This window comes from Rhodococcus sp. IEGM 1381 (assembly GCF_030056795.1).
Taxonomy (GTDB): domain Bacteria; phylum Actinomycetota; class Actinomycetes; order Mycobacteriales; family Mycobacteriaceae; genus Rhodococcoides.
In genome coordinates, this window is record NZ_JASHKQ010000001.1 from 878,208 (window position 1) to 898,307 (window position 20,100).

Here is a 20,100-nt window from a genome sequence, read left to right on the forward strand (position 1 = left end):
GACGTGGCCCCCATCAAGATCGGCGCGCTGGCAGCGCATTTCGGCAGAGATGTCGATCGGGCCGTACTGAAGATCACCACGATCATTTCCAGTGCGGCCCGAGAGGGTCTCGATCTCCTGGTGCTGCCCGACGCCTCCCTCGGGGGCTACATCGACAGTCTGAGGAATCCGGATCCCGCGGAGTTGCCGCCGACGCTCGATCCGGACGGTCCCGAGCTGGCCGCGATCATCGCGGCGGCAGGGGACATGACGGTCTGCATCGGATATACCGAGTTGTCGAAAGGCCTGCGGTACAACGCTGCTGCGTGCCTGACTGGAGACGGGATTCTCGGCAGTCACCGCAAGGTGCACCAGCCACTCGGAGAGTCCTTGGCCTATGCGGCCGGCGATCGGTTCGAGGCCTTCGATACTCCGGTCGGACGGATGGGCATGCTGATCGACTACGACAAGACTTTTCCGGAATCGGCGCGAGCGTTGGCGCTCGACGGCGCGAGAATCATTGCGGCACTGTCGGCATGGCCCGCCAGCGTCACCGATCGGGCGTCCTCGCTGCCGAACGACCGGCAGTCCCGGCTGTTCGATCTGTACGACGCCGCCAGGGCCGCGGAGAATCAGGTGGTGCTGGTGTCGTCGAACCAGACCGGGGTGATGGGGTCGCTACGCTTCCTGGGGCAAGCGAAGATCGTCGGACCCGGTGGTGACGTACTGGCGAAAACGTGGTCCAAAGGCGGCCTGGCCGTGCACGAGATCGATGTCGACGCCGAAGTCGACCGGGCCCGCAGAGGATTGCACCACCTCGCCGAACGTCGCGTCGACGCCTACCCCAATTTGCTGCAGGAGAAGCCGGATCAGTGAAGATCGCACTGTTGACCTACTCGTCCAAACCCCGCGGCGGTGTAGTGCATACGCTGGCCTTGGCCGAGGCGCTGGCGCGCTACGGGCAGGACGTTTCGGTGTGGTCTCTGGGCCGCGGCGGCGACAGTGAGTTCTTTCGTACGGTCGACCCGGCCGTCACCGTGCGGATGGTGCCGTTTCCGCAGCGGGAGAACGAAAGTGTCGGTCAGCGGATACTGCGGTCGATAGACGTTCTGCGACAGGCGTTCACGCCGGACCAATACGACATCGTCCATGCTCAGGACTGCATCTCCGCAAACGCCGTCGGTCGTTGTATCAGGACCATCCATCATCTCGACGAGTTCACCACGCCCGAACTGGCGGCGTGTCACGAACGCGCGATCACCGCGCCCTACGCACGCATCTGCGTATCGGCAGCGGTAGCGAGCGATGTACACCGAGGATGGGGAGTCGAACCCACGGTCATCCCCAACGGCGTCGACGCCGAGAGATTCACTGCCGCTGCGCAGTCCGGTCGAACGCACTGGCGCGAAAAGTTCGGCCGATACGTGCTCGCCGTCGGCGGTATCGAACCACGCAAGGGCAGTCTCGATCTACTCGACGCCTTCGCCGGGCTGTCTCGACGCAACGTGCAACTGGTGTTCGCCGGCGGCGAGACGCTGTTCGACTATCGCGACTATCGGACGGAATTCGACCGTCGTGCAACAGAACTCGGCATCGAGCCGGTGATACTCGGAACCGTCGACGATGGCGAACTGCCGCACCTCGTGGCGCAGTCCGCCGTGCTGCCGTTCTTCTCCACGAAGGAGGGCTTCGGCCTGGCTGCCATGGAGGCGCTCGCCGCGTCGATCCCGGTGGTGGCGCGTGATCTGCCGGTATTGCGAGAAGTATTCGGAGACAGCGTCACCTACGCATCGTCGGTGCAGGCCATGTCGAGCGAGTTGGACCGTGCGCTCCACGAGTCGCGAGATCCACTACCGGGGCTGGCGTTGGCGCGCAGCCTTACCTGGGACGGGGCCGCGCGTCGGCACATCGAGTTCTACTCCTCGCTCTTGTGACCGCCCCGCTTGTTGCGTTCGAGTCGATGAGGCTTGAGCTTGTGGAAACCCTTGACCCGCAGTGAGCGAATCGATTTCAAGTAGAACTCGGAATCGTGGCGCAGTTCCTCGGTCATCACCGTGTCGACGAGAGTCGTTCCCGGATAAGCAGAACTGGTCAGACGCGCGGCCATGTTGACCACCGAGCCGTACAGATCTCCGTACCGTGCCAGCACCGGTCCCCAAGCCAGCCCGACGCGCAGATCCGGCATGTCTTCCTGCTCGGCGAACGCGTCCTGCAGATCGAGTGCGATGTGAGCGGCGTCCTCGGGGCTCTGCGCGCTGAACATCACCTCGTCGCCGACGTTCTTGATCACCGAACCACGCCCGCGGGCAATGATATTGGTGGCCAGCGACTCGAATTCCTCGAGCAGAGTCGTCAACTCACCGATGTCCAGCCGACGCGTCAGGCTGGTGTATCCCACCATGTCGGCGAACCCGACGGCCATCGTGGGACTTTCGGTGGCGTCGTCGGGCGCGGCGATGGATCGACCGGCGGCTGCGGCCAGGTGCCTACGCCAGGTGTATCCCTGCAGTGCTTCGAGGGTGGGGACGGTTTCTGCCGCGATCGCGCGGGCGTTGCGCCGGATCGCGTCGATGTCGTTCTTGTCGTCGTCGCTGTCGATGATGCGCTCGAGTATGTGAGAGTTCACAACGCCCACTTGCCATTCCGCGAGCCTGGACATGGACTGCCCGAGCGTCCGCGCGATCGCGACCTCCATCTCGGGCTTGATCACCTTCTGCGCGGTCAGTGCAGTGATCAGCTTCAGAGCTTCCAGATCGGCGTCGGTGTAGACGAGTGCCTCGGTATCGGTGTGGATGGGAAAACCCATCCCGATCCACAGGGCAATGACTCGCTCGAGTGGAATGCCGGACTTCTCGACGATGTCCGCACGGTTGTACTTGGGCTCGCCGCCCAGTAGATTTCGCTCGATTTCCGTCTGTACTACCGAGTTGATCTGGTTCTCAGGCATATCCCAACGTTCTGTCGAAATAGGAACGAACATCGTCCACGTACTCGTCGATCTTGTCGGGCTCCCAGTCCGTGGTGGGGATGGGCTCGCCGACGGTGACCCTGACCGTACCGGAGTGGACGGTGAAATCCTTTTTCCACATCACGTCACCTGCGTTGTGGATGACGATGGGCACGATGGGCACACCTGCTTGCATAGCCAGGTGGAAGCCGCCCTTCTTGAATCGGCCGAGACGTGACGTCGGCATCCGTGTCCCCTCGGGTGCGATAGCGACGGAGATACCGCTGTGGAGCTTCTCGATTGCGGGGCGCATCGCTTCGCGCGCTTGTGAGGGATCACCACGATCGACGTAGGCGACGTCGAAAATCCTGCCCAGCAGCGCGAATCGCGGGTCGCGTTCGAGTTCGCGTTTCGCCACTGCGGTGATGTCTCGCCGAAGGATCGACGTGACGATGATCGAGTCCGCAGTGCTCTGGTGGTTGAACATGAAGACGGCCGGGCGGGCCGACCAGGCATTTGCCGTACCGGTGACGTCGAGCTTGACGCCGGCCAGAGTGAGCGCGATGTCGGGCGCAATGGTGCTGGTGATGTTGGCACCGGTGCGGCGACTCCGCGTCAGAATGCCAAGGCCCAGTCCGATCGACGCGCTTGCGAGCACCGATCCGAGCGCCGCTGTGCTGCGTACGGCCGAGGTGATATCCGTGCCGCGCTTCGGGCTTTCCAGCGTCAGCGCGGGCCAGTTCTTCTTGGCGGCATAGCGCGCGAGATCGGGGTCGGGATTGAGGGCGACGGGGCGTCCCACGGCCTCGAGCAGCGGCACGTCCTCGCCGCCGTTGGAGTAGGCGAAGCAGCCTGCCAGGGCGATGCCTTCACGCTCGGCGTAGTCGATCGCTGCCTGCGCCTTGCGCGGACCCCACAGTGAATCGCCGACGAGTTCGCCGGTGAGGATTCCGTCGGTGACGACGGGGGTGGTGCACAGCAATTCCTCGAACATCATGTCCTGCTGCACGGGCAGTGCCTGGTACGGCGTGGCCGAGGTAGCCATCACCAGGCGGTGCCCGGCATGTCGGTGAGCCTCGACGAGGGCACGAGCCTGCGGGTAGATCATCGGCGCAATCTCGTTGCGGAACAGCGTGTATGCCTGTTCCATCAGATCTTCCTCCCGACGGCCCTCCAAACCGCGGACGGCTTTGCCCATCAGATTGTCGACGGGGGAGTTGCGCATCCGCATCTCGACGACGGCGCTGGAGATCTCCCACAGCTCTTTCACCGTCACGTCGAGGGTCTTGAGACGTTCGAGAAAGACTGCGCGGGCGGAGAATCCGTTGATCAGCGTGCCGTCGAGATCGAAGAATGCCACGGTGTCTCGGCCCGGTGGTGCGGCGGCGATCGCGATCAGTCGATCGTCGAACTCGGTCATGAATTGTTCTCCTCGGGGGCCGAGATCGGTTCTACCTCACGCAGCATCTGGTGGGCCATGTCTCGGATCGTGCGAACCTTGCGGGCCCACTCGTCGATCTCGAGTGCAAAGTCTCTGCGTCGGCGCGCGACACCGTCGGAGCCGGAATCGACGAGATCCCTGTTCTCGGCCAATTGCAGTGCAGTGTCGAACAATTCGCCGGAAATAGACTCGCTGTGATCGAGTTGCTGACGCAATCGCCTGGCCTGAGCGGCGCCGAGGCACTCCGCGATGAACTTCGGCTTGTCGAACTCGCCGCTCTGCGGCAGCAGCATCAGCTGGTCTGCCACTACCTGATACGCCTCGAAGATCGGCTGCAGTACACGGTGCGCCAGGTGCAGATCCTGCGATCGTAGTTGGTGCGCAGCATAATCGGGGTCGCTGATCTTGGTTCGCCAGTCCGGGTCGATCAGGTCGACCTCGGATTCCAGCCGCTGCCCGAAGTCCTTCTTGTCGCCGAAGAAGAACTCGAACTTGAGCAGATCGCGCAATTGCAGCGCGGACTGCCACAGCAACTCCTGCGTCAGAGGTGCCGAATCGCCGCTGGTCGGCAGCACCACCAGTTCTCCGATGGCACGCATGACGAAGAAGTGAATTGCGTTGTTGCGGAAGAATGCTGCGACCAGATGCTTGTCCTGAGCCAGATAGAACAGTGGCTCGGGGCCATCGTCGAATCGCTTGACCACGTTGGCGTTGACCTGTGCGACGACGGCCGAACGCACCACATCGACGTCGGCGATGTCGACGCCGCCCGCGGTGGGCAGGTTGCGGCGCTTGATGTAGCGGGCGAGCGGGGCGATGATGGCCCACATCTCGTTGACGTTGAGTGCGCGATCCTCGATGCCCAGCAGGGCCATCGTGACCAAGGCCGCCGGGGTCACCGGTGTGGCGTCGTTGATCGCGTGGGAAACGCCGAGCGCGATCTTCTGGACCGCGACTCGCTTGTCGGCGTTCTCGGCGACGATCGACGCCACCGACATCGGTTCGCCGAAGTTCAGATACACGTTGCCGCGCAACGTGCCCTGCGCACGGATGTACCCGATGGCCATCCGAATGCCCTCGGCCTGCTTCTTCGCCCCGTGCGATTCCTCGGCCATCGCGCCGACCTCGTGCAGACGGTCGTAGGTGATGGACGTCGGAATCAGATAGACGTCCTCGGCGTCGCTCGACTCCAGGGCGTCGACCAGATAGGTGAGCAGGCCGAACCTCGGCGGACGAAGCTTCCCGGTGCGGCTGCGTCCGCCTTCGATGTACCACTCGAGGTTGAACCTCTTGCTGAGCAGAAAACTCATGTACTGACGCAGCGTCCACTTGTAGATCGCGTCGGAGAACTTGCGCTGAATGAGCACGACGCCACTGCGTTTGGCGATCGGACCCAGCGGCCAGAAGCCGACGTTGATGCCGCCCATGACGTGATTGAGCGGCAGACCCTCGGCCAGCAGCGCCGGGCGCAGCACGAGCGGGTCGAGGTAGGAACGGTGATTGGGTAGGAACACCAACGGATAGTTCTTGTTGAGTTCGCGGACCTTCTGCAGCTGATCGCGATCGACGTCGACCTTGTACGCCCGCGAGAAATACGCCCCGAGGGTGCCCCACATCTCCACTGCCCGGCGGGTCTCGGTTGCGACCATTTCACCGAGAATGTCGTTGACGCGCTTGTCGACTGCGTCGCGGTCCTGACCGACCTCGTCCGCAAGCGCGGTGATGCCGTCGCGGAACTTCTTCTGCTCCGTCATGTCCTCGACGACGAATCGCGGAATCTTGTACTCGGAGCCGATGACGCCACGCTCGGCCTTGTCCAACGCCAGACTGGCCTGGCGCAGGATGAACGACGAGAGCGAGGTGCCGCCGCCCCGTTCGAAGCGATCCTGCAGATCACGGAGGGTCGCGGGCTCGCCGACCAACACCGCCGAATGATCGGGATCGTCGTTCGCCACCCACCGCTGCCATACCTGGGTGGGCTTCGATCGACCGCGCGGAGCGAAGATGCGGTGCAGAATGCCGTTCTTGCGATCGGACAGCGTTACGCGCAACGGAATGAGGAGCGGATCGTCGGCGTACCCGCGAACACTCTCCGCCAGTGAGGTTCTCGCTTCACCGGACAACACGACCGACGGCGGCCGGGGCTCGCCGTCGGGAGTGGTCGCATCGATCCACTGATTCAGAGCCTGAACCTCGAGGGTGGATTTGGCGTCGAGCAAATACACGTGCGGACCGTCGCTGAGCGACTGTTCGTCCGCGTCGAGGTGGTACATCGAGGCTCCTGTTCCGTACCGACAGAAGAAGGCACGTCGCCAGGCTACGCGGGAGATACCGGCCGCGAGGGTGGTTCGGCGAGGTCGCGACGGGACGATATTTCTCGACGACGCGCACAGCTACTCGCGGGTACCACGCCGGCAGTCGATGTGACGTTCAGTGTCCCGGAGTGGAGCTTGCGGAACGACCACGGGCACTTTTCGAGAGTGAATGTCACGTCGAGTGGACTCGGCGGGCGCTCGGGACGGCCGTCGTATAAAGTGAGAGCCATCGGCTTTCTCGGCCACCAAGTCTATGCGTTAATCCAAGTAACAGTTACTTGCGGTTACAGTTACTCGGATTAACAGACACTTCGCGATATTCCCCCGACGGTAAGCAGTCGACGTGTCCCGCGCCCGGTCGATGACATCGACCGAGTATCTGTGCGACAGTATTCGCAAACACTTTCGAGAAAGGCCGGTAGTCGATGCCACCCCGTGGGCGCGCCGTGAACGATTCGTTGACCCCAGAGAATCTGACGACGCTGGCTGCGGCGCTCGCCGAGGGGCGTCGGGCCACCGTCTATCTCCGTGAACCGAACCCCAGCCTCGGACTGTCCGACGGTACGTCGGCGAAGGTGGTCTCGATCGACGGCACCACGGTCACCATCAGCCCGAAGGGTGTCAACGACGAATTGCCCTACGAGGCAGAGGAATTGCGCATCACCCGCAACGCGGCAACCCCGCCTGCACCGGCCAAGCGCGTCCCTGCGAAGAAGGTCGCGCTGCCGGTGGCCACCGGCCCGGTTCGGACGGAAGCAGTCGCGGCAAAGCCGACAACAGCGCCGGTGCCTGCCAAGGCAGTGGTGGAACAACCCAAGGCAGTGGTGGAACAAACCAGGGCGCAGCCGCAACAGCAGGCTGCTCGTCGCGCCAAGAAGGCTCCAGGCGGGGTCAGCGTCACTATTCACGCCGGGGCGGACAACGACTGGTCGGTCACGGTCACCCAGGGTGCGAAGCGGCCCACCAAGGCGCAACCGGTGAGTCCGGAGTCGGTGAGCAGGGCCGTGCGAGAGTTGGGCGACCCCATCGCACGCGACGCGGTCGAAGCCGTCATCTCCCACGCGCGCGAGGAGGCTGCTCGCCGCGTTGCAGAACTGAGTCGCCAACTGGAGGAGGCGCGCACCACCCTTGCAGCCCTCGAGCAGGACGTATGAACCACTCGCTCGTGTTCGTACACGTGTTGTTGCTAGGGTTCTGCCGACACCGCTGAGAGGGAGTACATGTTCAAGAAATTCATGCTCGTCGTCGTGGGGGCGGCTGCAATCGTAGCCAGCGTCGGCGTGGGGACCGCATCCGCGGCCGCTCCAGCTGCTCTCGGCGGCGGCTCGGGGATCATCGTCGGTGGACAGGCCGAGTGCACGCTGACCACGATCGGAAACGACCGCAACGGCAACCTCGTCGGCTTCACCGCCGGCCACTGTGGCCAATCGGGCGATACCATCGTTCCCGAGTACGACACCTCCCTCGGCGAGGTCGGCCGCATCGCATTCTCCAACCCGGAGTACGACTACGCCGTCATCGAATTCCAGCGCGACAAGGTTGCTCCGATCAATCGCGTCGGCAACGTGACCATCTCTCAGGTCGGCCCGCCGACGGCGTTCCCGAACATCGTCTGCAAGGAAGGCCGTACCACCGGCAACACCTGCGGCCTCGCGTACGGCGACATCCTGCAGTCGCAGGAGACCTGGGCTCAGCTGTGCGTCGTCGAAGGTGACTCGGGCAGCCCGGTCGTCGTCGGCAACACCCTCGTCGGCATGGTCAACGCTTACCTCGGCGTAGCGTGCTTCGGCCCCGAGGTCGGCACCAACTTCGATGCGATCCTTCGCAATGTAGATCAGGGCAACGGACTCGGCGCAGGATTCGTCCCCGCTCCCTGACGGTCCACAGTTCGTACCGAATGTCCCGCTCGAGCAATCCGTTGCTCGCCGGCGGGACATTCGTCGTTTCGAAGGTCCCGGAGTTGTCAGCGGGCGCGTGCAGACGAGTCGACCGCCCGGACATCGGCGACGATTCGTTCCGCATCCTCCGGGGCGATCCCCAGCAAAACAAGGCTCGACGTCGTGGCGGCCCCCGCTGGGTCGGTGAGCAGTCCGGCGTTGGTGGCCTCGAGGATGGACAGCGCAATCGCCTCGATATTGAGGATGAGTACCTCTGCGGCTTGATACGAGGAGAACACGCCCTCCCGCTGACCGCGTCGGATGACGGCGGCGGCCGCTTCTCGCATCGGGCCGAGAAGATTGTGAATACCGTTGTGGCCCAGATCTGTTCGTGCGACAGCGAGAAGCAGGCGGTACTGGTCGCCGACCCGCGTGAGGGCCAGCGTCTGCCGGACGAAGACCGTCACGGCCGATTCGTCGGCGGCGGGAACGCGGCCGAGAGCCGACGCGATGCTGTCGGCCGCCTCCAGTGCAATACCGTCGATCAGGGCTTCGCGAGAGGCGAAGTGGGCGTAGACGGTTCGCCGAACCACCCCTGCCGCGGCCGCGACGTCGTTGATGGTTGCATCCGGATTGTCCGCCAACACCCGTTGTGCGACATCGAGAATTCTCGCTCGGTTCGATCGGGCGTCACTGCGCTGCACGGGCGGCGTTGCGGCACCGCGTGCAGTCGATCTCGACTCCGTCGTCTTTCGCACAGGTCAACAACTAGCACGATCATGCGCGGAGAGTGTGGTTGCCGCCACAAAAGATTGCCGATCTTAGACGATCCTTCCTAAGCTGCACAGCACTGTGCAAGGTGTGTCGGCACTTTGCCAACGGGGGGGAACACAATGACGTTGCTTGCGATGACGCCTGTCCAAGATATGCACAAACCGTATCCACGACGCTGGTCGGCTCTGGTGGTCCTGTGTCTGAGCCTGCTGATCGTGGTCATGGCCAATACGTCCCTGTTGGTCGCGGCACCGTCGATGACTCTCGACCTGAGTCTGACGAGCAGCGACCTGCAGTGGGTGATCGACGGTTACACCGTCCCCTATGCGTCACTGATGCTGCTGTGCGGCGTGATCGGCGATCGCTACAGCCGTCGTGGGGCACTGATTCTCGGCTTGATCATCTTCGTGGCAGGTTCGATCGCCGGGGCACTCACCGACGCCACCCTCGGCGTCATCCTGGCGCGCATCGTCATGGGAGTCGCCGCGGCGATCGTCATGCCCGCAACCCTGTCGCTGTTGGTCGCCACCTTCCCGAAGCGCGAGCGCGCCACCGCCGTCACCGTTTGGGCGGCCACCTCGGGACTCGCCATCGCGGCCGGACCATTGCTGGCGGGTTGGCTCCTCGAGAGCTTCACCTGGCATTCGACTTTCCTGATCAACGTTCCTATTGCGTTGGCGGCCATCGTCGGAGCCGTCGTTCTGGTTCCGCCGTCGCGGGCCGTGGGCCCCGGCGCGATCGACTGGGTCGGTGGACTGCTGTCGGTCCTGTCCGTATCGACCGTCGTCTACGCCATCATCGAGGGCATGCACTTCGGCTGGACCGTCGGGCCGTTGTACTTCGGGCTCGTCGGACTGCTGTCGATCGTGGGCTTCGTGGGATGGGAACTGCGTCATGACAATCCGCTGCTCGACGTCCGAATGTTCTCCTCCCGCATCCTCGGTGGTGCCACCCTTGCGGTGCTCGTGTTCTTCCTGGTCACGTTCGGTGCCATCTACTTCGTCGCCCAGTACCTCCAGTTCGCCCTGGGCTACGGCCCGGTGTCGACCGGCGTGCACCTTCTCCCGTTGGCAGGAGCAGTATTCGTCGGATCCGGAATCACGATGTGGCTGACGCCCAAGTTCGGGCCCCGCGTCACCGTGACCGCAGGCATGATCGTGGGAACGCTGTCGGTCGTCTCGCTGATCGGAATCGACCCGACCGCAACGTACTCCGACTTTCTACCCGTGCTGACCCTGCTCGGTCTCGCGATCGGATTGTCCGTCTCGCCATGCACCGACGCCATCATGGGCGAATTCCCGGACAGCAAGCTCGGTGTGGGTGGCGGACTCAACGACACAGCGCTCGAACTCGGCGGCTCGCTCGGAATCGCCGTGCTCGGTTCGGTGCTCGCCGCGTCCTATCGCCAGGGAATCGAAGGCTTTCTGCGCACCTTCCCCGGTAAGCAACCGAACGGCCAGTACACCGGGCAGGCCGCGGAAGGGCTTGCTGCTTCGCAGGATTCGCTTGCCGGTGCAGTGATCGTGTCAGATATCATCCGGGCCCAGAATGCGTTTCTCAGTGGATTCGCAGACAACTTGCAGGCCAATGCCATCGCCGCGTTCGGCGACGCAGTAGCGCACACCAGCCTGGTTGCCGCCGTGGTGTTCGGCGTCGGCACGGTGATCGTGGCGCTGCTGATCCCCTCGCGGAGCGCGGCACTGGCGACGTCGTCGGAGAGGATCGCGTTCGAGCCGATCGTGCCCTTCGCCGTTCCGCCGGCCAAGGATGGAGCAGCCGAACGTGAGGTAGCCGAACTCGAGCAGCTACTGGAACGGCCGTCGGCCGCGAAAATCGAAAGGCCCAGTGCGCGACACGCACTACGTGCCGCCGAGGAGGACGCACCGAAGGTCGTGCCGAAGACTGTACCGCCGCGCACCGTGGCCGAGCCGGCTCTGGTGGACGCAGAACTCGAACGCCCCAGCATCTACCAGCTGGCCTCGAAGGTGTACGAACTCGATGCATCGGTCGCCCGACAGGCCAGTGTGAACGCCAAGTCCGGTGAGCGGGTGACGATTCACCAGCTCGCGTTGTCGAACCTGGCGCGCACCCGACGCGTCGAGGCAGAGGAAGCCCTCGACGCCGCACTCGAACTCAGCGACCTCCCGGCTGCGCCGGAGCCGGTGCAACGCGATGCTTCGCTGCAGACCTTCTACCAGAGGGCGAGCACGCAACATGCGAACTGCACCGAGTTCAAGGAACGCTCGAGCTCGATGTGGGCAATGCCGCTGTAGCTCTCCCCGCCCGCCCACCCCACTGGGATCACACCCGCCCGCGTGAATGGACCATCGCACCGCCGAGACGTATGCAATGTGCCATCGACGCGCACGGTGTACTCGCGTGAATGGACCATTGCACCGCCGAGACGTATGCAACGGTCCATTGACACAGCGGGGAGGTGAGCGGGGGAACGGCGGGGGTGGGGAGCAGGGGATGGGTGAGTGCTAGATCAGCACCGCACCGTGGGACGCCGAGCCGACCAGCTTCGAGTACTTCGCCAGCACTCCCCGGGTGTAGCGCGGCGGCAACGGAGCCCAGCCCTGTGCGCGGGACTCCAGTTCGGCTGCATCGACCAGAAGATCGAGGGTGCCCTTGCCGACGTCGAGTCGAATTTGGTCACCGTCTTCGACGAAGGCGATGGGGCCACCGTCCACGGCTTCGGGGGCCACGTGTCCGACGCACAGGCCCGTAGTGCCGCCGGAGAACCGTCCGTCGGTGAGCAACAGGACATCCTTGCCCAGGCCCGCGCCCTTGATCGCACCGGTGATGGCGAGCATCTCACGCATTCCCGGTCCGCCCTTGGGGCCCTCGTAGCGAATGACCACGACGTCGCCTGCCGCGATGGTGCCGTCTTCGAGAGCATCCATGGCCGCGCGCTCACGCTCGAAAACTCGTGCGGTACCGACGAATACGTCGGAGTCGAAGCCCGCAGACTTGACGACGGCCCCGCCCGGAGCAAGTGAGCCCTCGAGGATGGTGATGCCGCCTGTCGGGTGGATCGGCTTGTCGAGTGCGCGCAGCACCTTGCCGTCGGGATCGGGCGGTGCGATATGAGCGAGGTTCTGCGCCACGGTCTTTCCGGTGACCGTCATGCAGTCGCCGTGCATCAGGCCGGCGTCGAGCAGGGCCTTCATCACGACGGGTACTCCGCCGATGGCGTCGACGTCGGTCATGACGTGCTTGCCGAACGGCTTGACGTCTGCGAGGTGGGGAACCTTCGCGCCGACGCGGGTGAAGTCGGCGAGAGTCAGCTCCACCTGAGCTTCGTGGGCGATGGCCAGCAGGTGCAACACAGCGTTGGTCGAGCCACCGAAGGCCATGACGACGGCGATTGCGTTCTCGAACGCTTCCTTGGTGAGGATGTCGCTGGTGCGGATGCCGCGTCGGAGAAGGTCGACGACGGCCTCACCGCTGGCGTGGGCGAACCCGTCGCGTCGACGGTCGGGTGCGGGTGGAGATGCGCTGCCGGGCAACGACATTCCCATGGCCTCGGCTGCGCTGGCCATGGTGTTGGCGGTGTACATGCCGCCGCAGGCACCTTCGCCGGGGCAGATGGCGCGTTCGATGGTGTCGACGTCCTCGCGGGACATCAGTCCGCGCGAGCACGCGCCGACGGCCTCGAACGCGTCGATGATCGTCACCTGGTGCTCGCTGCCGTCGGACAGGGTCGCGAAGCCGGGCAGCGTGGAACCGGCGTAGAGGAACACGCTCGCCAGGTCCAGACGTGCTGCGGCCATGAGCATTCCGGGCAGAGACTTGTCGCAGCCGGCGAGCAGGACGGAACCGTCGAGACGCTCGGCGCTGATGACGGTCTCGACGCTGTCGGCGATCACCTCGCGGGAGACGAGCGAGAAGTGCATGCCCTCGTGCCCCATCGAGATGCCGTCGGATACCGAGATGGTGCCGAATTCCAACGGGTACCCGCCGGCCGCGTGGACGCCCTTCTTGACGGCCTTCGCGAGGCGCTCGAGAGAGAGGTTGCACGGGGTGATCTCGTTCCACGACGACGCGACGCCGATCTGCGACTTGCCCCAGTCGCCGTCGCCCATTCCGACGGCGCGGAGCATGCCGCGGGCGGCGGTCTTCTCCAACCCGTCGGTGACGTCGCGACTGCGCGGTTTGACGTCGATGTCGGTGGGTTGCTTTTCCGTGGGATTCTGCGGGGTCGTCATGACTCTCCTGAGCGGTCGGCGGATCCGCGTCCTCAGGTTCCGCTCCTGAGTCGCATTCACCGTCAACACTAAACCTGTGGTTGCCGTCGTCGATCGGCCTGCACCCAACTCCTCTGTCTCAAATGCCCTCCACCGAGTGACGAACGGCCCTGTCGAGCACCACGAGCTGGGGGCGACAGTGGTGTGGAGCCACCGCATCGCGGTGGGAGGTCGAGGAGAGACGATGAACGATCAGCCGGATACGGCCGTGGTGGAGATGCTGGTGGAGCTCGCGTGTCGGGCGCCGTCGGTGCACAACAGTCAGCCGTGGCGGTGGACCTACTCCGCACGCGGACTCGATCTCTACACCGACAGCTCGCGGTTGCTCGGGGTGATAGACCCGACCGAGCGACAGATGGTGTTGAGCTGTGGGGCAGCGTTGGACCACCTCGACAAGGCTGCTGCGGCGTTGAGGTGGACTACCGAGATCGATCTGCTGCCCACACCGGGTGCGCCCGATCATCTCGCGCATGTTCGGTTCGTTCACGACGCGCATCCTCGCTCGCACGAGTTCGATCTGTTGGCTGCGATCAACCGCCGCCACTCGGATCGGCGGGCGTTCGGACCGGTGCCGAGCAATCGCATTCTGACGCGGTACCTCGGTCAGGCGCACTACGGCACCGAGACGACCGTCCTGTCGGCGGAGTCCAAACAGACGTTGGCGAAGGCCTCGACGCTGAGCGCGAGCGTGCGAAAGTACGACGCGACCTATCAGGCGGAGATCCGATGGTGGGCCGGGCACTCGTTCCGCTCGGGAGGAATTCCGCCGGAGGCCCTGACAAGCCGGGCCGACGCGTCGAGGGTGCAGGTCGGGCGACAATTTCCCGAACCGCATCGGGTCGCCAGAACTGTCACAACCGAGCCGGTCGAGGACGAGTCCACCGTGGTGTTGCTCGGCACGGCAGCGGACGAACGCCTCGATTGGTTGCAGTGCGGCCGAGCCATGTCCGCATTCCTCTTGGCAGCAACCGCGGACGGGCTCGCGACGTGCCCCTTGACGCACCTGACAGAACAGTCGGGGAGCAGGCACCTGGTCGAGTCCCTGGCCCCGCAAAACGGCCTGGCGCAGGTGCTGATTCGAATCGGCACCCCCATGATCGGCTCGCCGCCACCCCGAACCCCGCGACACGCCGTGGCGTCGGTGCTGTCTGCGCCCGCCCGCACACCGAACAGGAGACGATCGTGATTCTTGCAGCTCATCAAAAAATCGTTGTGGGCGTCGATGGTTCGCCCAGTAGCGTCAGCGCTGCGCTCTGGGCAGCGACCATCGCAGAGAGGTTGGGCTCTCCGATGCACATCGCCCAGGCCGTGCAGCAACCCGCGTTCTACCCGGGCGAGCCCGCATCGGTGATACCGAGGGAGGTGTGGGACGAGCAGCGGCGCGCGGCCGAACTCGTCGTCACCGACGTTGCTGCCGCTGTGCTGGCCCGGCATCCGAACAGTGCCGTGACCACCTCGGTGGAGGAGACGTCCGCATGCGCGATGATGATCGAACTCTCTCGTACCGCGCGGATGCTCGTCGTCGGCAATTCCGGTTCGGGCCCGATCGTGTGCGCATTGTTCGGGAGTACGGCGCAGGAGGTCTCGAACGCGGCCCAGTGCCCGGTGATCGTGTGGCGGGAGGGAGCCGACGCCGTCGACGCACCGATTCTCGTCGGTATCGACGGCAGTGCGACCAGCGAGGTGGCCGTCGAGCAAGCCTTCGAACTGGCCTCGTTGTTCGGCGTGTCGTTGATCGCCGCGCTTGCGTGGAACTCGTTGTCCCAGGGTGCGGCATCGTCGCTACCTGGATCGGCCGACACCATCGAGATCGAGCGTGAGCAGCGGATGCTGATGTCGGAATGTCTGGCCGGGTGGGCCGAGAAATATCCGGATGTCGGCGTCGAACATATTGTGCAACAGGGTAACCCGGCACACCTGCTGGTCGACCTGTCCAAGCGAGCCGGTCTCGTGGTGGTCGGCAGTCACGGTCGAGGAGTGGTGGCCAGAGCACTGTTCGGATCCACCAGCAGCAACCTCACGCGGCACGCCCGCTGCCCGGTGATGATCTGCAGAGACTCGACGACAGAAGGAGCCCGGCGATGACGAACGACGGAGCACCGGTCTGAGCGGCGCCGACCCGCGCGGCTACGAAACCTTTTACGTCGAGCACGAATCGAGCGGATGCCGCACCGATATCGACACAGACGCAGAACTGGTTATGCGATGACACCCTCTATTCGATGCGGCGCGGTGCCATCGGCGGTGACGCCATGTCGCAGTGCGGTGGGCAGTTCGACGTGTCGCCGGTACCGCGGATCAGTACTGCCGCGATGACGGCACCGATCAGCAACAGTCCGGCACACAGCAGCATCGCTGTGTGGAAGCCGGCCGAGAACACCTCTGGCGCAGAGTAATCGGAGCCGGCGATACCGGCGAGGGCAGGCAACGCAGCCACGGCCAGTAGTTGGCTGGTGCGGGCCACGGCATTGTTGACCCCCGACGCGATGCCGGCGCGGTCGGTGGACACCGCACCCAGTACGGCTGCGGTCAGTGGGGCGACGAGCGCGGACAGGCCGAGACCGAACACGATGACCGCAGGCAGAATGTCCGTGACATAACTGGATCCGGGACCGATGCGCAGCATCAGCAGCAACCCGAGAGCCGACAGCAGCGGCCCGACCGTCATCGGAATTCGTGGTCCGATGCGCCCGGCCAGTCGGCCTGCGCGGGCAGACAGTACGAGCATCAGGGCTGTGATCGGCAGCGTCGACATGCCGGCCGCGATCGGTGAGTAGCCCACGGCGAACTGCAACTGCAACACCAGAAGGAAGAACACTCCGCCCAGGGCCGCATAGACGGTGAACGTGACGAGGTTGGCCGCCAAGAACACTCGGGAGGCGAACAGTGCCGGCGATACCAATGGATCGTGCGAGCGGCGCTCGATCACCACGAACACCCCGACTGCGACTACCCCGAGCACCAGCGCCAGGGTGTGCGACTCGATCAACCCGTACGTGAGCAGACCCAGTGCCGCCGCGACCGTCACCGCGCCCGGCACGTCGAGGCGACCGGACGCGTGCGGATCTCGGCTCTCCGGAACATGTTTCGCGGCAACCGACACGACCACGACAGCGAGTGGGATGTTGATCAGGAACACCGCACGCCAGCCGACGGCGTCGACCAACCAGCCGCCGAGCAACGGGCCGATGGCCGACGCGACGCCGCCCAATCCCGACCACAGCCCGATAGCCGCTCCCCGATCCTCGGCCTTGATCGAGGCCGAGATCAGCGCGAGAGAACTGGGAGTGAGCAACGCCGCGCCGACGCCTTGCAGCAGCCGCGCCGCGATCAGCACCTCGATGTTGGGAGCGAGGCCGCACAGCACCGACGCGGCCGTGAACCAGACGGTGCCCCAGACGAACACACGTCTGCGCCCGAGCCGGTCACCGAGTGAGCCGCCCAACAGAATCAGCGACGCCAGGGCCAGGGTGTAGCCGCTCAGAGTCCATTGCAGACCGGTGACTCCGGCACCGAGGTCGCGGCCGATCGCAGGCAACGCGATATTGACCACGGTGGCGTCGAGCATCGCCAGAGCCGAACCGAGCACGGTGGCGGCGACGATCCACCGACCCCTCGCACTGGAGAGCGGGACTGCCGGGGTGTCGGTCACAATCGTTCGACACAGACGACGAAGTTGCGGGTCTCTTTCTCGTACCCGTAGAGAGCCGGGTCGGGGCAGTCGTCGACCGAGAAGGTGCCCTGCAGGATCGTCACGACGCGGCGAGTGTCGGCACCGGGGGTGGCGCAGTCGACGCGTTGGGCGAACTCACCGACGATGTCCATGCATCCGCCGACAACCCAGTCGATGTCGAGGCACAGGGCTCCCTGCTCGATGTCGAAGTAGGTCTCGTAGTAGTACTGATCGGCGTCCGCGGGGCATTCGGCCGATGTCGGCGTCTTGGCGAAGACGACGTAGTTGGACTCTGGCGATCCGCAGTTCGCGTTGGCGATGGTGGCCTCGTCGACCGTTCCGCCGAGGTTCACGCATTCGCCGATCTCCACATCGATGTCGACGCTGCCGCCGTCGTCGATGTCGGGGGTCGGGGCGCTGGTGGTGGTGCGAGGAGCACTCGTCGTGGTGGGCGCGATGGTGGCGCCCGAGATGGCGACGGCGGTCCCGGATACTTCCGAGGCGCACCCGGCGAGCATCAGGGCCGTGCACGCCGTCAGCGCGAGAACGAGAGCGCGGACCGAACGGTTGGATGACGCCATGGTGAGTCCTGCCCTCGTGAATTCAACCGTGCTGTGTGCATCGATCGTCTGTGTGTAGAAAATATCGGACTTGGTTGTCGGCCGCATGAGGCAGGATGATCTGCGTGGATCTTCCTCTTGCCGTGCCGGTCGCGCCGATGCTCGCCAAAGCCGCAAAAGTGGTGCCCGCCCAGCCGGAGGACGGGCCTGCGGTGTGGTCCTACGAGCCGAAATGGGACGGTTTCCGCGCCATCGTCTTCCGCGACGGTGACGAGGTGGTGCTCGGTTCACGCGGGGGTAAGGACCTGGCCCGCTACTTCCCTGAGTTGGTCGAGGCGGTCAAGGCAGAGTTGCCCGAGAAGATCGTCGTCGACGGCGAAATCGTCGTTCCCCGGGAGAAGAACGGGTCCACCCGCCTGGATTGGGAGTCCTTGTCGGAGCGAATTCACCCCGCGGCGAGTCGGGTGACGATGCTGGCGGAGAAGACACCCGCGCAGTTCATCGGATTCGATCTGTTGGCCGTCGGACACGAGGACCTGACGAGCGAGCCGTTCTCGACGCGACGAGCGAGATTGCTCGACGCGGTCGGCACCGGCGGGCCGAGTTGCTTCGTCACCTCCGCCACCGATGATGCGGCGGTGGCCGAGGATTGGTTCGAGCGGTTCGAGGGTGCCGGGCTCGACGGTGTGGTGGCCAAGAAGCTCGACGGGCTTTATCTCCCGAACAAGCGTGAGATGATCAAGATCAAGCACGCCCGCACCGCTGACTGCGTGTTGATCGGTTATCGTATTCACAAGTCCGGCAACGGTATCGGATCGTTGCTGCTCGGTCTCTACGATGGTGACGATCTCAGGATGATCGGCGGCGCATCGGCGTTCACCGACAAGCGGCGGCTCGAACTGCTCGAGGAACTCGAACCGCTCCGACTCGGCGAGGACGTCACCTACGACGGTGAAGCGACCCGCTGGAATTCGTCGAACGACCGCAACTGGATTCCGGTGCGCATCGAGCGGGTCATCGAAGTGGCCTACGACCAGATGGAAGGGGCACGGCTACGGCACGTGGCGCGGTTCCTGCGCTGGCGACCCGATCGCGAGCCGCGTTCGTGCGCCTACGACCAGCTCGAGGTTCCGGTGCGCTACGACGTTGCCGATGTCATTGCCGGGGGCCGGTAGTCATGGCCGCGAAAACTCCACCGGCGTTCGTGCAGGCCGGCGAACGTGAAGTGCGAGTATCGAGCCCCGATCGTGTGATCTACGAGGCAACCGAACGCACTCCGGCGATCACCAAACTCCAGGTGTGCGAGTACTTCGCGGCCGTCGGGGAGCCGCTGATGCGGGCGATCGGAGACCGCCCCACCGCGATGGAGCGATGGCCCGACGGCTATCGCGAGGGCATGCGATTGGCGCTCGGCCCACAGGACAAGGAGGGCGACGGCTTCTATCAGAAGCGGTTGCCCAAGGGTGCGCCCGAGTGGATCGAGACGGTGAAGATCGCGTTCCCCAGCAAGCGCACTGCCGAGGAACTGTGTCCCTCGGAACCGGCTGCGCTGGTGTGGGCGGCTCAGATGGGCACGCTGACCTTTCACCCGTGGCCGGTGCGGCGGCCGGAGGTGGACCATCCCGACGAGTTGCGTCTCGATCTCGATCCGCAGCCGGGCACTACGTTCGCGGACGCCCTACGGGTCGCCGATGTGACCCGAGAGCTGTTGGAAGAATTGGGCTTACGTGGCTACCCGAAGACGAGCGGCAATCGGGGCATTCACATCTACGTCCGCATCGAGCCGCAATTCACCTTCGAGCAGGTGCGCCACGCGGCCATCGGTCTGGGCCGCGAACTCGAACGCCGCGACGGCGGGGTGACTGTCAACTGGTGGAAAGAGGAACGCGGAGAACGCATCTTCATCGACTACAACCAGAACAACCGTGACCGGACAATCGCCAGCGCATGGAGTCTGCGGGCTCGACCGGGCGCGCCCGTCAGTACTCCGATGACGTGGTCGCAGTTGGCCGACGTCACCGATCCGCGTGAATTCAACCTCGTCACAGTGCCGGAACTGGTGCAGGACGGCGACCCGTGGGCCGATATGGATTCCCAGGCCTACTCGCTCGAACCCCTTCTCCACCTGTGGGAAACACTGCCGGGCGGGGAGCTGAACTTCCCACCCGACTATCCCAAGATGCCTGGCGAGCCGCCGCGAGTGCAGCCGTCGAAAAAGGTCGCCGAGCATTGGGATGCAGAGGGTAACCGCACCTGATCGCGCGGGCATCCGGCTGCGTCACCA

At 64.7% G+C, this 20,100-nt stretch carries 16 protein-coding genes; 9 read left to right on the plus strand and 7 right to left on the minus strand.

Going from position 1 to position 20,100, the window contains the following annotated elements:
- The first annotated feature begins 3 nt into the window (after positions 1-3).
- Complete coding sequence (locus tag QM797_RS04310) at positions 4-855, plus strand: carbon-nitrogen hydrolase family protein (protein ID WP_283273898.1); 852 nt, start codon at positions 4-6, stop codon at positions 853-855.
- A complete protein-coding gene (locus tag QM797_RS04315; RefSeq protein WP_283273899.1) occupies positions 852-1,913 on the plus strand; it encodes an MSMEG_0565 family glycosyltransferase in 1,062 nt (353 codons plus the stop codon). The genes QM797_RS04310 and QM797_RS04315 overlap by 4 nt, the downstream gene beginning before the upstream one ends.
- On the opposite strand, the gene QM797_RS04320 is transcribed toward QM797_RS04315, so the two are convergent.
- Genes QM797_RS04320 through QM797_RS04330 form a run of 3 tightly spaced genes read right to left on the minus strand, consistent with a single transcriptional unit; the run spans position 1,895 to position 6,640 of the window.
- Positions 1,895-2,926, minus strand: a complete 1,032-nt coding sequence (locus tag QM797_RS04320; protein WP_283273900.1) for an adenylate/guanylate cyclase domain-containing protein — start codon at positions 2,924-2,926, stop codon at positions 1,895-1,897. The genes QM797_RS04315 and QM797_RS04320 overlap by 19 nt on opposite strands.
- Entirely contained in the window at positions 2,919-4,346 is a 1,428-nt protein-coding gene (locus QM797_RS04325) for an HAD-IB family hydrolase (RefSeq protein WP_283273901.1), read from the minus strand. The genes QM797_RS04320 and QM797_RS04325 overlap by 8 nt, the downstream gene beginning before the upstream one ends.
- Positions 4,343-6,640 carry a glycerol-3-phosphate 1-O-acyltransferase gene (locus QM797_RS04330; protein WP_283273902.1) on the minus strand — a complete coding sequence of 766 codons (2,298 nt, stop codon included), beginning with the start codon at positions 6,638-6,640 and terminating at the stop codon, positions 4,343-4,345. Before QM797_RS04330 ends, QM797_RS04325 begins: the two co-directional genes overlap by 4 nt.
- 467 nt (positions 6,641-7,107) lie before the next feature.
- Between QM797_RS04330 and QM797_RS04335 the strand changes: the two genes are divergently transcribed.
- Positions 7,108-7,836 (plus strand): DUF6319 family protein, encoded by a 729-nt coding sequence (locus QM797_RS04335; protein ID WP_283273903.1) that lies wholly within the window; start codon positions 7,108-7,110, stop codon positions 7,834-7,836.
- Positions 7,837-7,902: 66 nt separating this feature from the next.
- Entirely contained in the window at positions 7,903-8,559 is a 657-nt protein-coding gene (locus QM797_RS04340) for a chymotrypsin family serine protease (protein ID WP_283273904.1), read from the plus strand.
- Positions 8,560-8,645: 86 nt separating this feature from the next.
- Here the strand turns inward: QM797_RS04340 and QM797_RS04345 are convergent, their stop codons facing one another.
- The gene (locus QM797_RS04345) at positions 8,646-9,317 is read right to left on the minus strand and encodes a TetR/AcrR family transcriptional regulator (RefSeq protein WP_283273905.1); all 672 of its coding nucleotides are present in this window, start codon (positions 9,315-9,317) and stop codon (positions 8,646-8,648) included.
- 135 nt (positions 9,318-9,452) lie between these two features.
- On the opposite strand from QM797_RS04345, the gene QM797_RS04350 reads away from it, so the two are divergent.
- Complete coding sequence (locus tag QM797_RS04350) at positions 9,453-11,606, plus strand: MFS transporter (RefSeq protein WP_502942259.1); 2,154 nt, start codon at positions 9,453-9,455, stop codon at positions 11,604-11,606.
- A 210-nt stretch (positions 11,607-11,816) separates the two neighbouring features.
- Here the strand turns inward: QM797_RS04350 and ilvD are convergent, their stop codons facing one another.
- Entirely contained in the window at positions 11,817-13,544 is a 1,728-nt protein-coding gene (gene ilvD, locus QM797_RS04355; protein WP_283273907.1) for a dihydroxy-acid dehydratase, read from the minus strand.
- A gap of 223 nt (positions 13,545-13,767) precedes the next feature.
- On the opposite strand from ilvD, the gene QM797_RS04360 reads away from it, so the two are divergent.
- A complete protein-coding gene (locus tag QM797_RS04360) occupies positions 13,768-14,769 on the plus strand; it encodes an Acg family FMN-binding oxidoreductase (RefSeq protein WP_283273908.1) in 1,002 nt (333 codons plus the stop codon).
- Positions 14,766-15,668 carry a universal stress protein gene (locus QM797_RS04365; protein ID WP_283273909.1) on the plus strand — a complete coding sequence of 301 codons (903 nt, stop codon included), beginning with the start codon at positions 14,766-14,768 and terminating at the stop codon, positions 15,666-15,668. Before QM797_RS04360 ends, QM797_RS04365 begins: the two co-directional genes overlap by 4 nt.
- Positions 15,669-15,798: 130 nt before the next feature.
- Here QM797_RS04365 and QM797_RS04370 read toward each other — a convergent pair whose 3' ends face one another.
- Together QM797_RS04370 and lppU are read right to left on the minus strand one after the other, a co-directional pair.
- Positions 15,799-17,235: an MFS transporter gene (locus QM797_RS04370; protein WP_283273910.1), complete on the minus strand. Its 1,437-nt coding sequence runs from the start codon at positions 17,233-17,235 to the stop codon at positions 15,799-15,801.
- The gene (gene lppU / locus QM797_RS04375; RefSeq protein WP_283273911.1) at positions 17,232-17,837 is read right to left on the minus strand and encodes an LppU family putative lipoprotein; all 606 of its coding nucleotides are present in this window, start codon (positions 17,835-17,837) and stop codon (positions 17,232-17,234) included. The genes QM797_RS04370 and lppU overlap by 4 nt, the downstream gene beginning before the upstream one ends.
- Positions 17,838-17,941: 104 nt before the next feature.
- On the opposite strand from lppU, the gene QM797_RS04380 reads away from it, so the two are divergent.
- Together QM797_RS04380 and QM797_RS04385 are read left to right on the plus strand one after the other, a co-directional pair.
- Positions 17,942-18,991: an ATP-dependent DNA ligase gene (locus QM797_RS04380; protein WP_283273912.1), complete on the plus strand. Its 1,050-nt coding sequence runs from the start codon at positions 17,942-17,944 to the stop codon at positions 18,989-18,991.
- A gap of 2 nt (positions 18,992-18,993) precedes the next feature.
- Entirely contained in the window at positions 18,994-20,073 is a 1,080-nt protein-coding gene (locus QM797_RS04385) for a DNA polymerase domain-containing protein (protein ID WP_283273913.1), read from the plus strand.
- Positions 20,074-20,100 lie beyond the last annotated feature (27 nt).

Bases quoted from the DNA above. Each gene is read 5' to 3' on its own strand.
- QM797_RS04335 (WP_283273903.1), top strand. From the start codon at position 7,108: ATGCCACCCCGTGGGCGCGCCGTGAACGATTCGTTGACCCCAGAGAAT.
- QM797_RS04325 (WP_283273901.1), bottom strand. From the start codon at position 4,346: ATGACCGAGTTCGACGATCGACTGATCGCGATCGCCGCCGCACCACCG.
- QM797_RS04320 (WP_283273900.1), bottom strand. From the start codon at position 2,926: ATGCCTGAGAACCAGATCAACTCGGTAGTACAGACGGAAATCGAGCGA.
- QM797_RS04330 (WP_283273902.1), bottom strand. From the start codon at position 6,640: ATGTACCACCTCGACGCGGACGAACAGTCGCTCAGCGACGGTCCGCAC.
- ilvD (WP_283273907.1), bottom strand. From the start codon at position 13,544: ATGACGACCCCGCAGAATCCCACGGAAAAGCAACCCACCGACATCGAC.
- lppU (WP_283273911.1), bottom strand. From the start codon at position 17,837: ATGGCGTCATCCAACCGTTCGGTCCGCGCTCTCGTTCTCGCGCTGACG.
- QM797_RS04350 (WP_502942259.1), top strand. From the start codon at position 9,453: ATGACGTTGCTTGCGATGACGCCTGTCCAAGATATGCACAAACCGTAT.
- QM797_RS04340 (WP_283273904.1), top strand. From the start codon at position 7,903: ATGTTCAAGAAATTCATGCTCGTCGTCGTGGGGGCGGCTGCAATCGTA.
- QM797_RS04360 (WP_283273908.1), top strand. From the start codon at position 13,768: ATGAACGATCAGCCGGATACGGCCGTGGTGGAGATGCTGGTGGAGCTC.
- QM797_RS04385 (WP_283273913.1), top strand. From the start codon at position 18,994: ATGGCCGCGAAAACTCCACCGGCGTTCGTGCAGGCCGGCGAACGTGAA.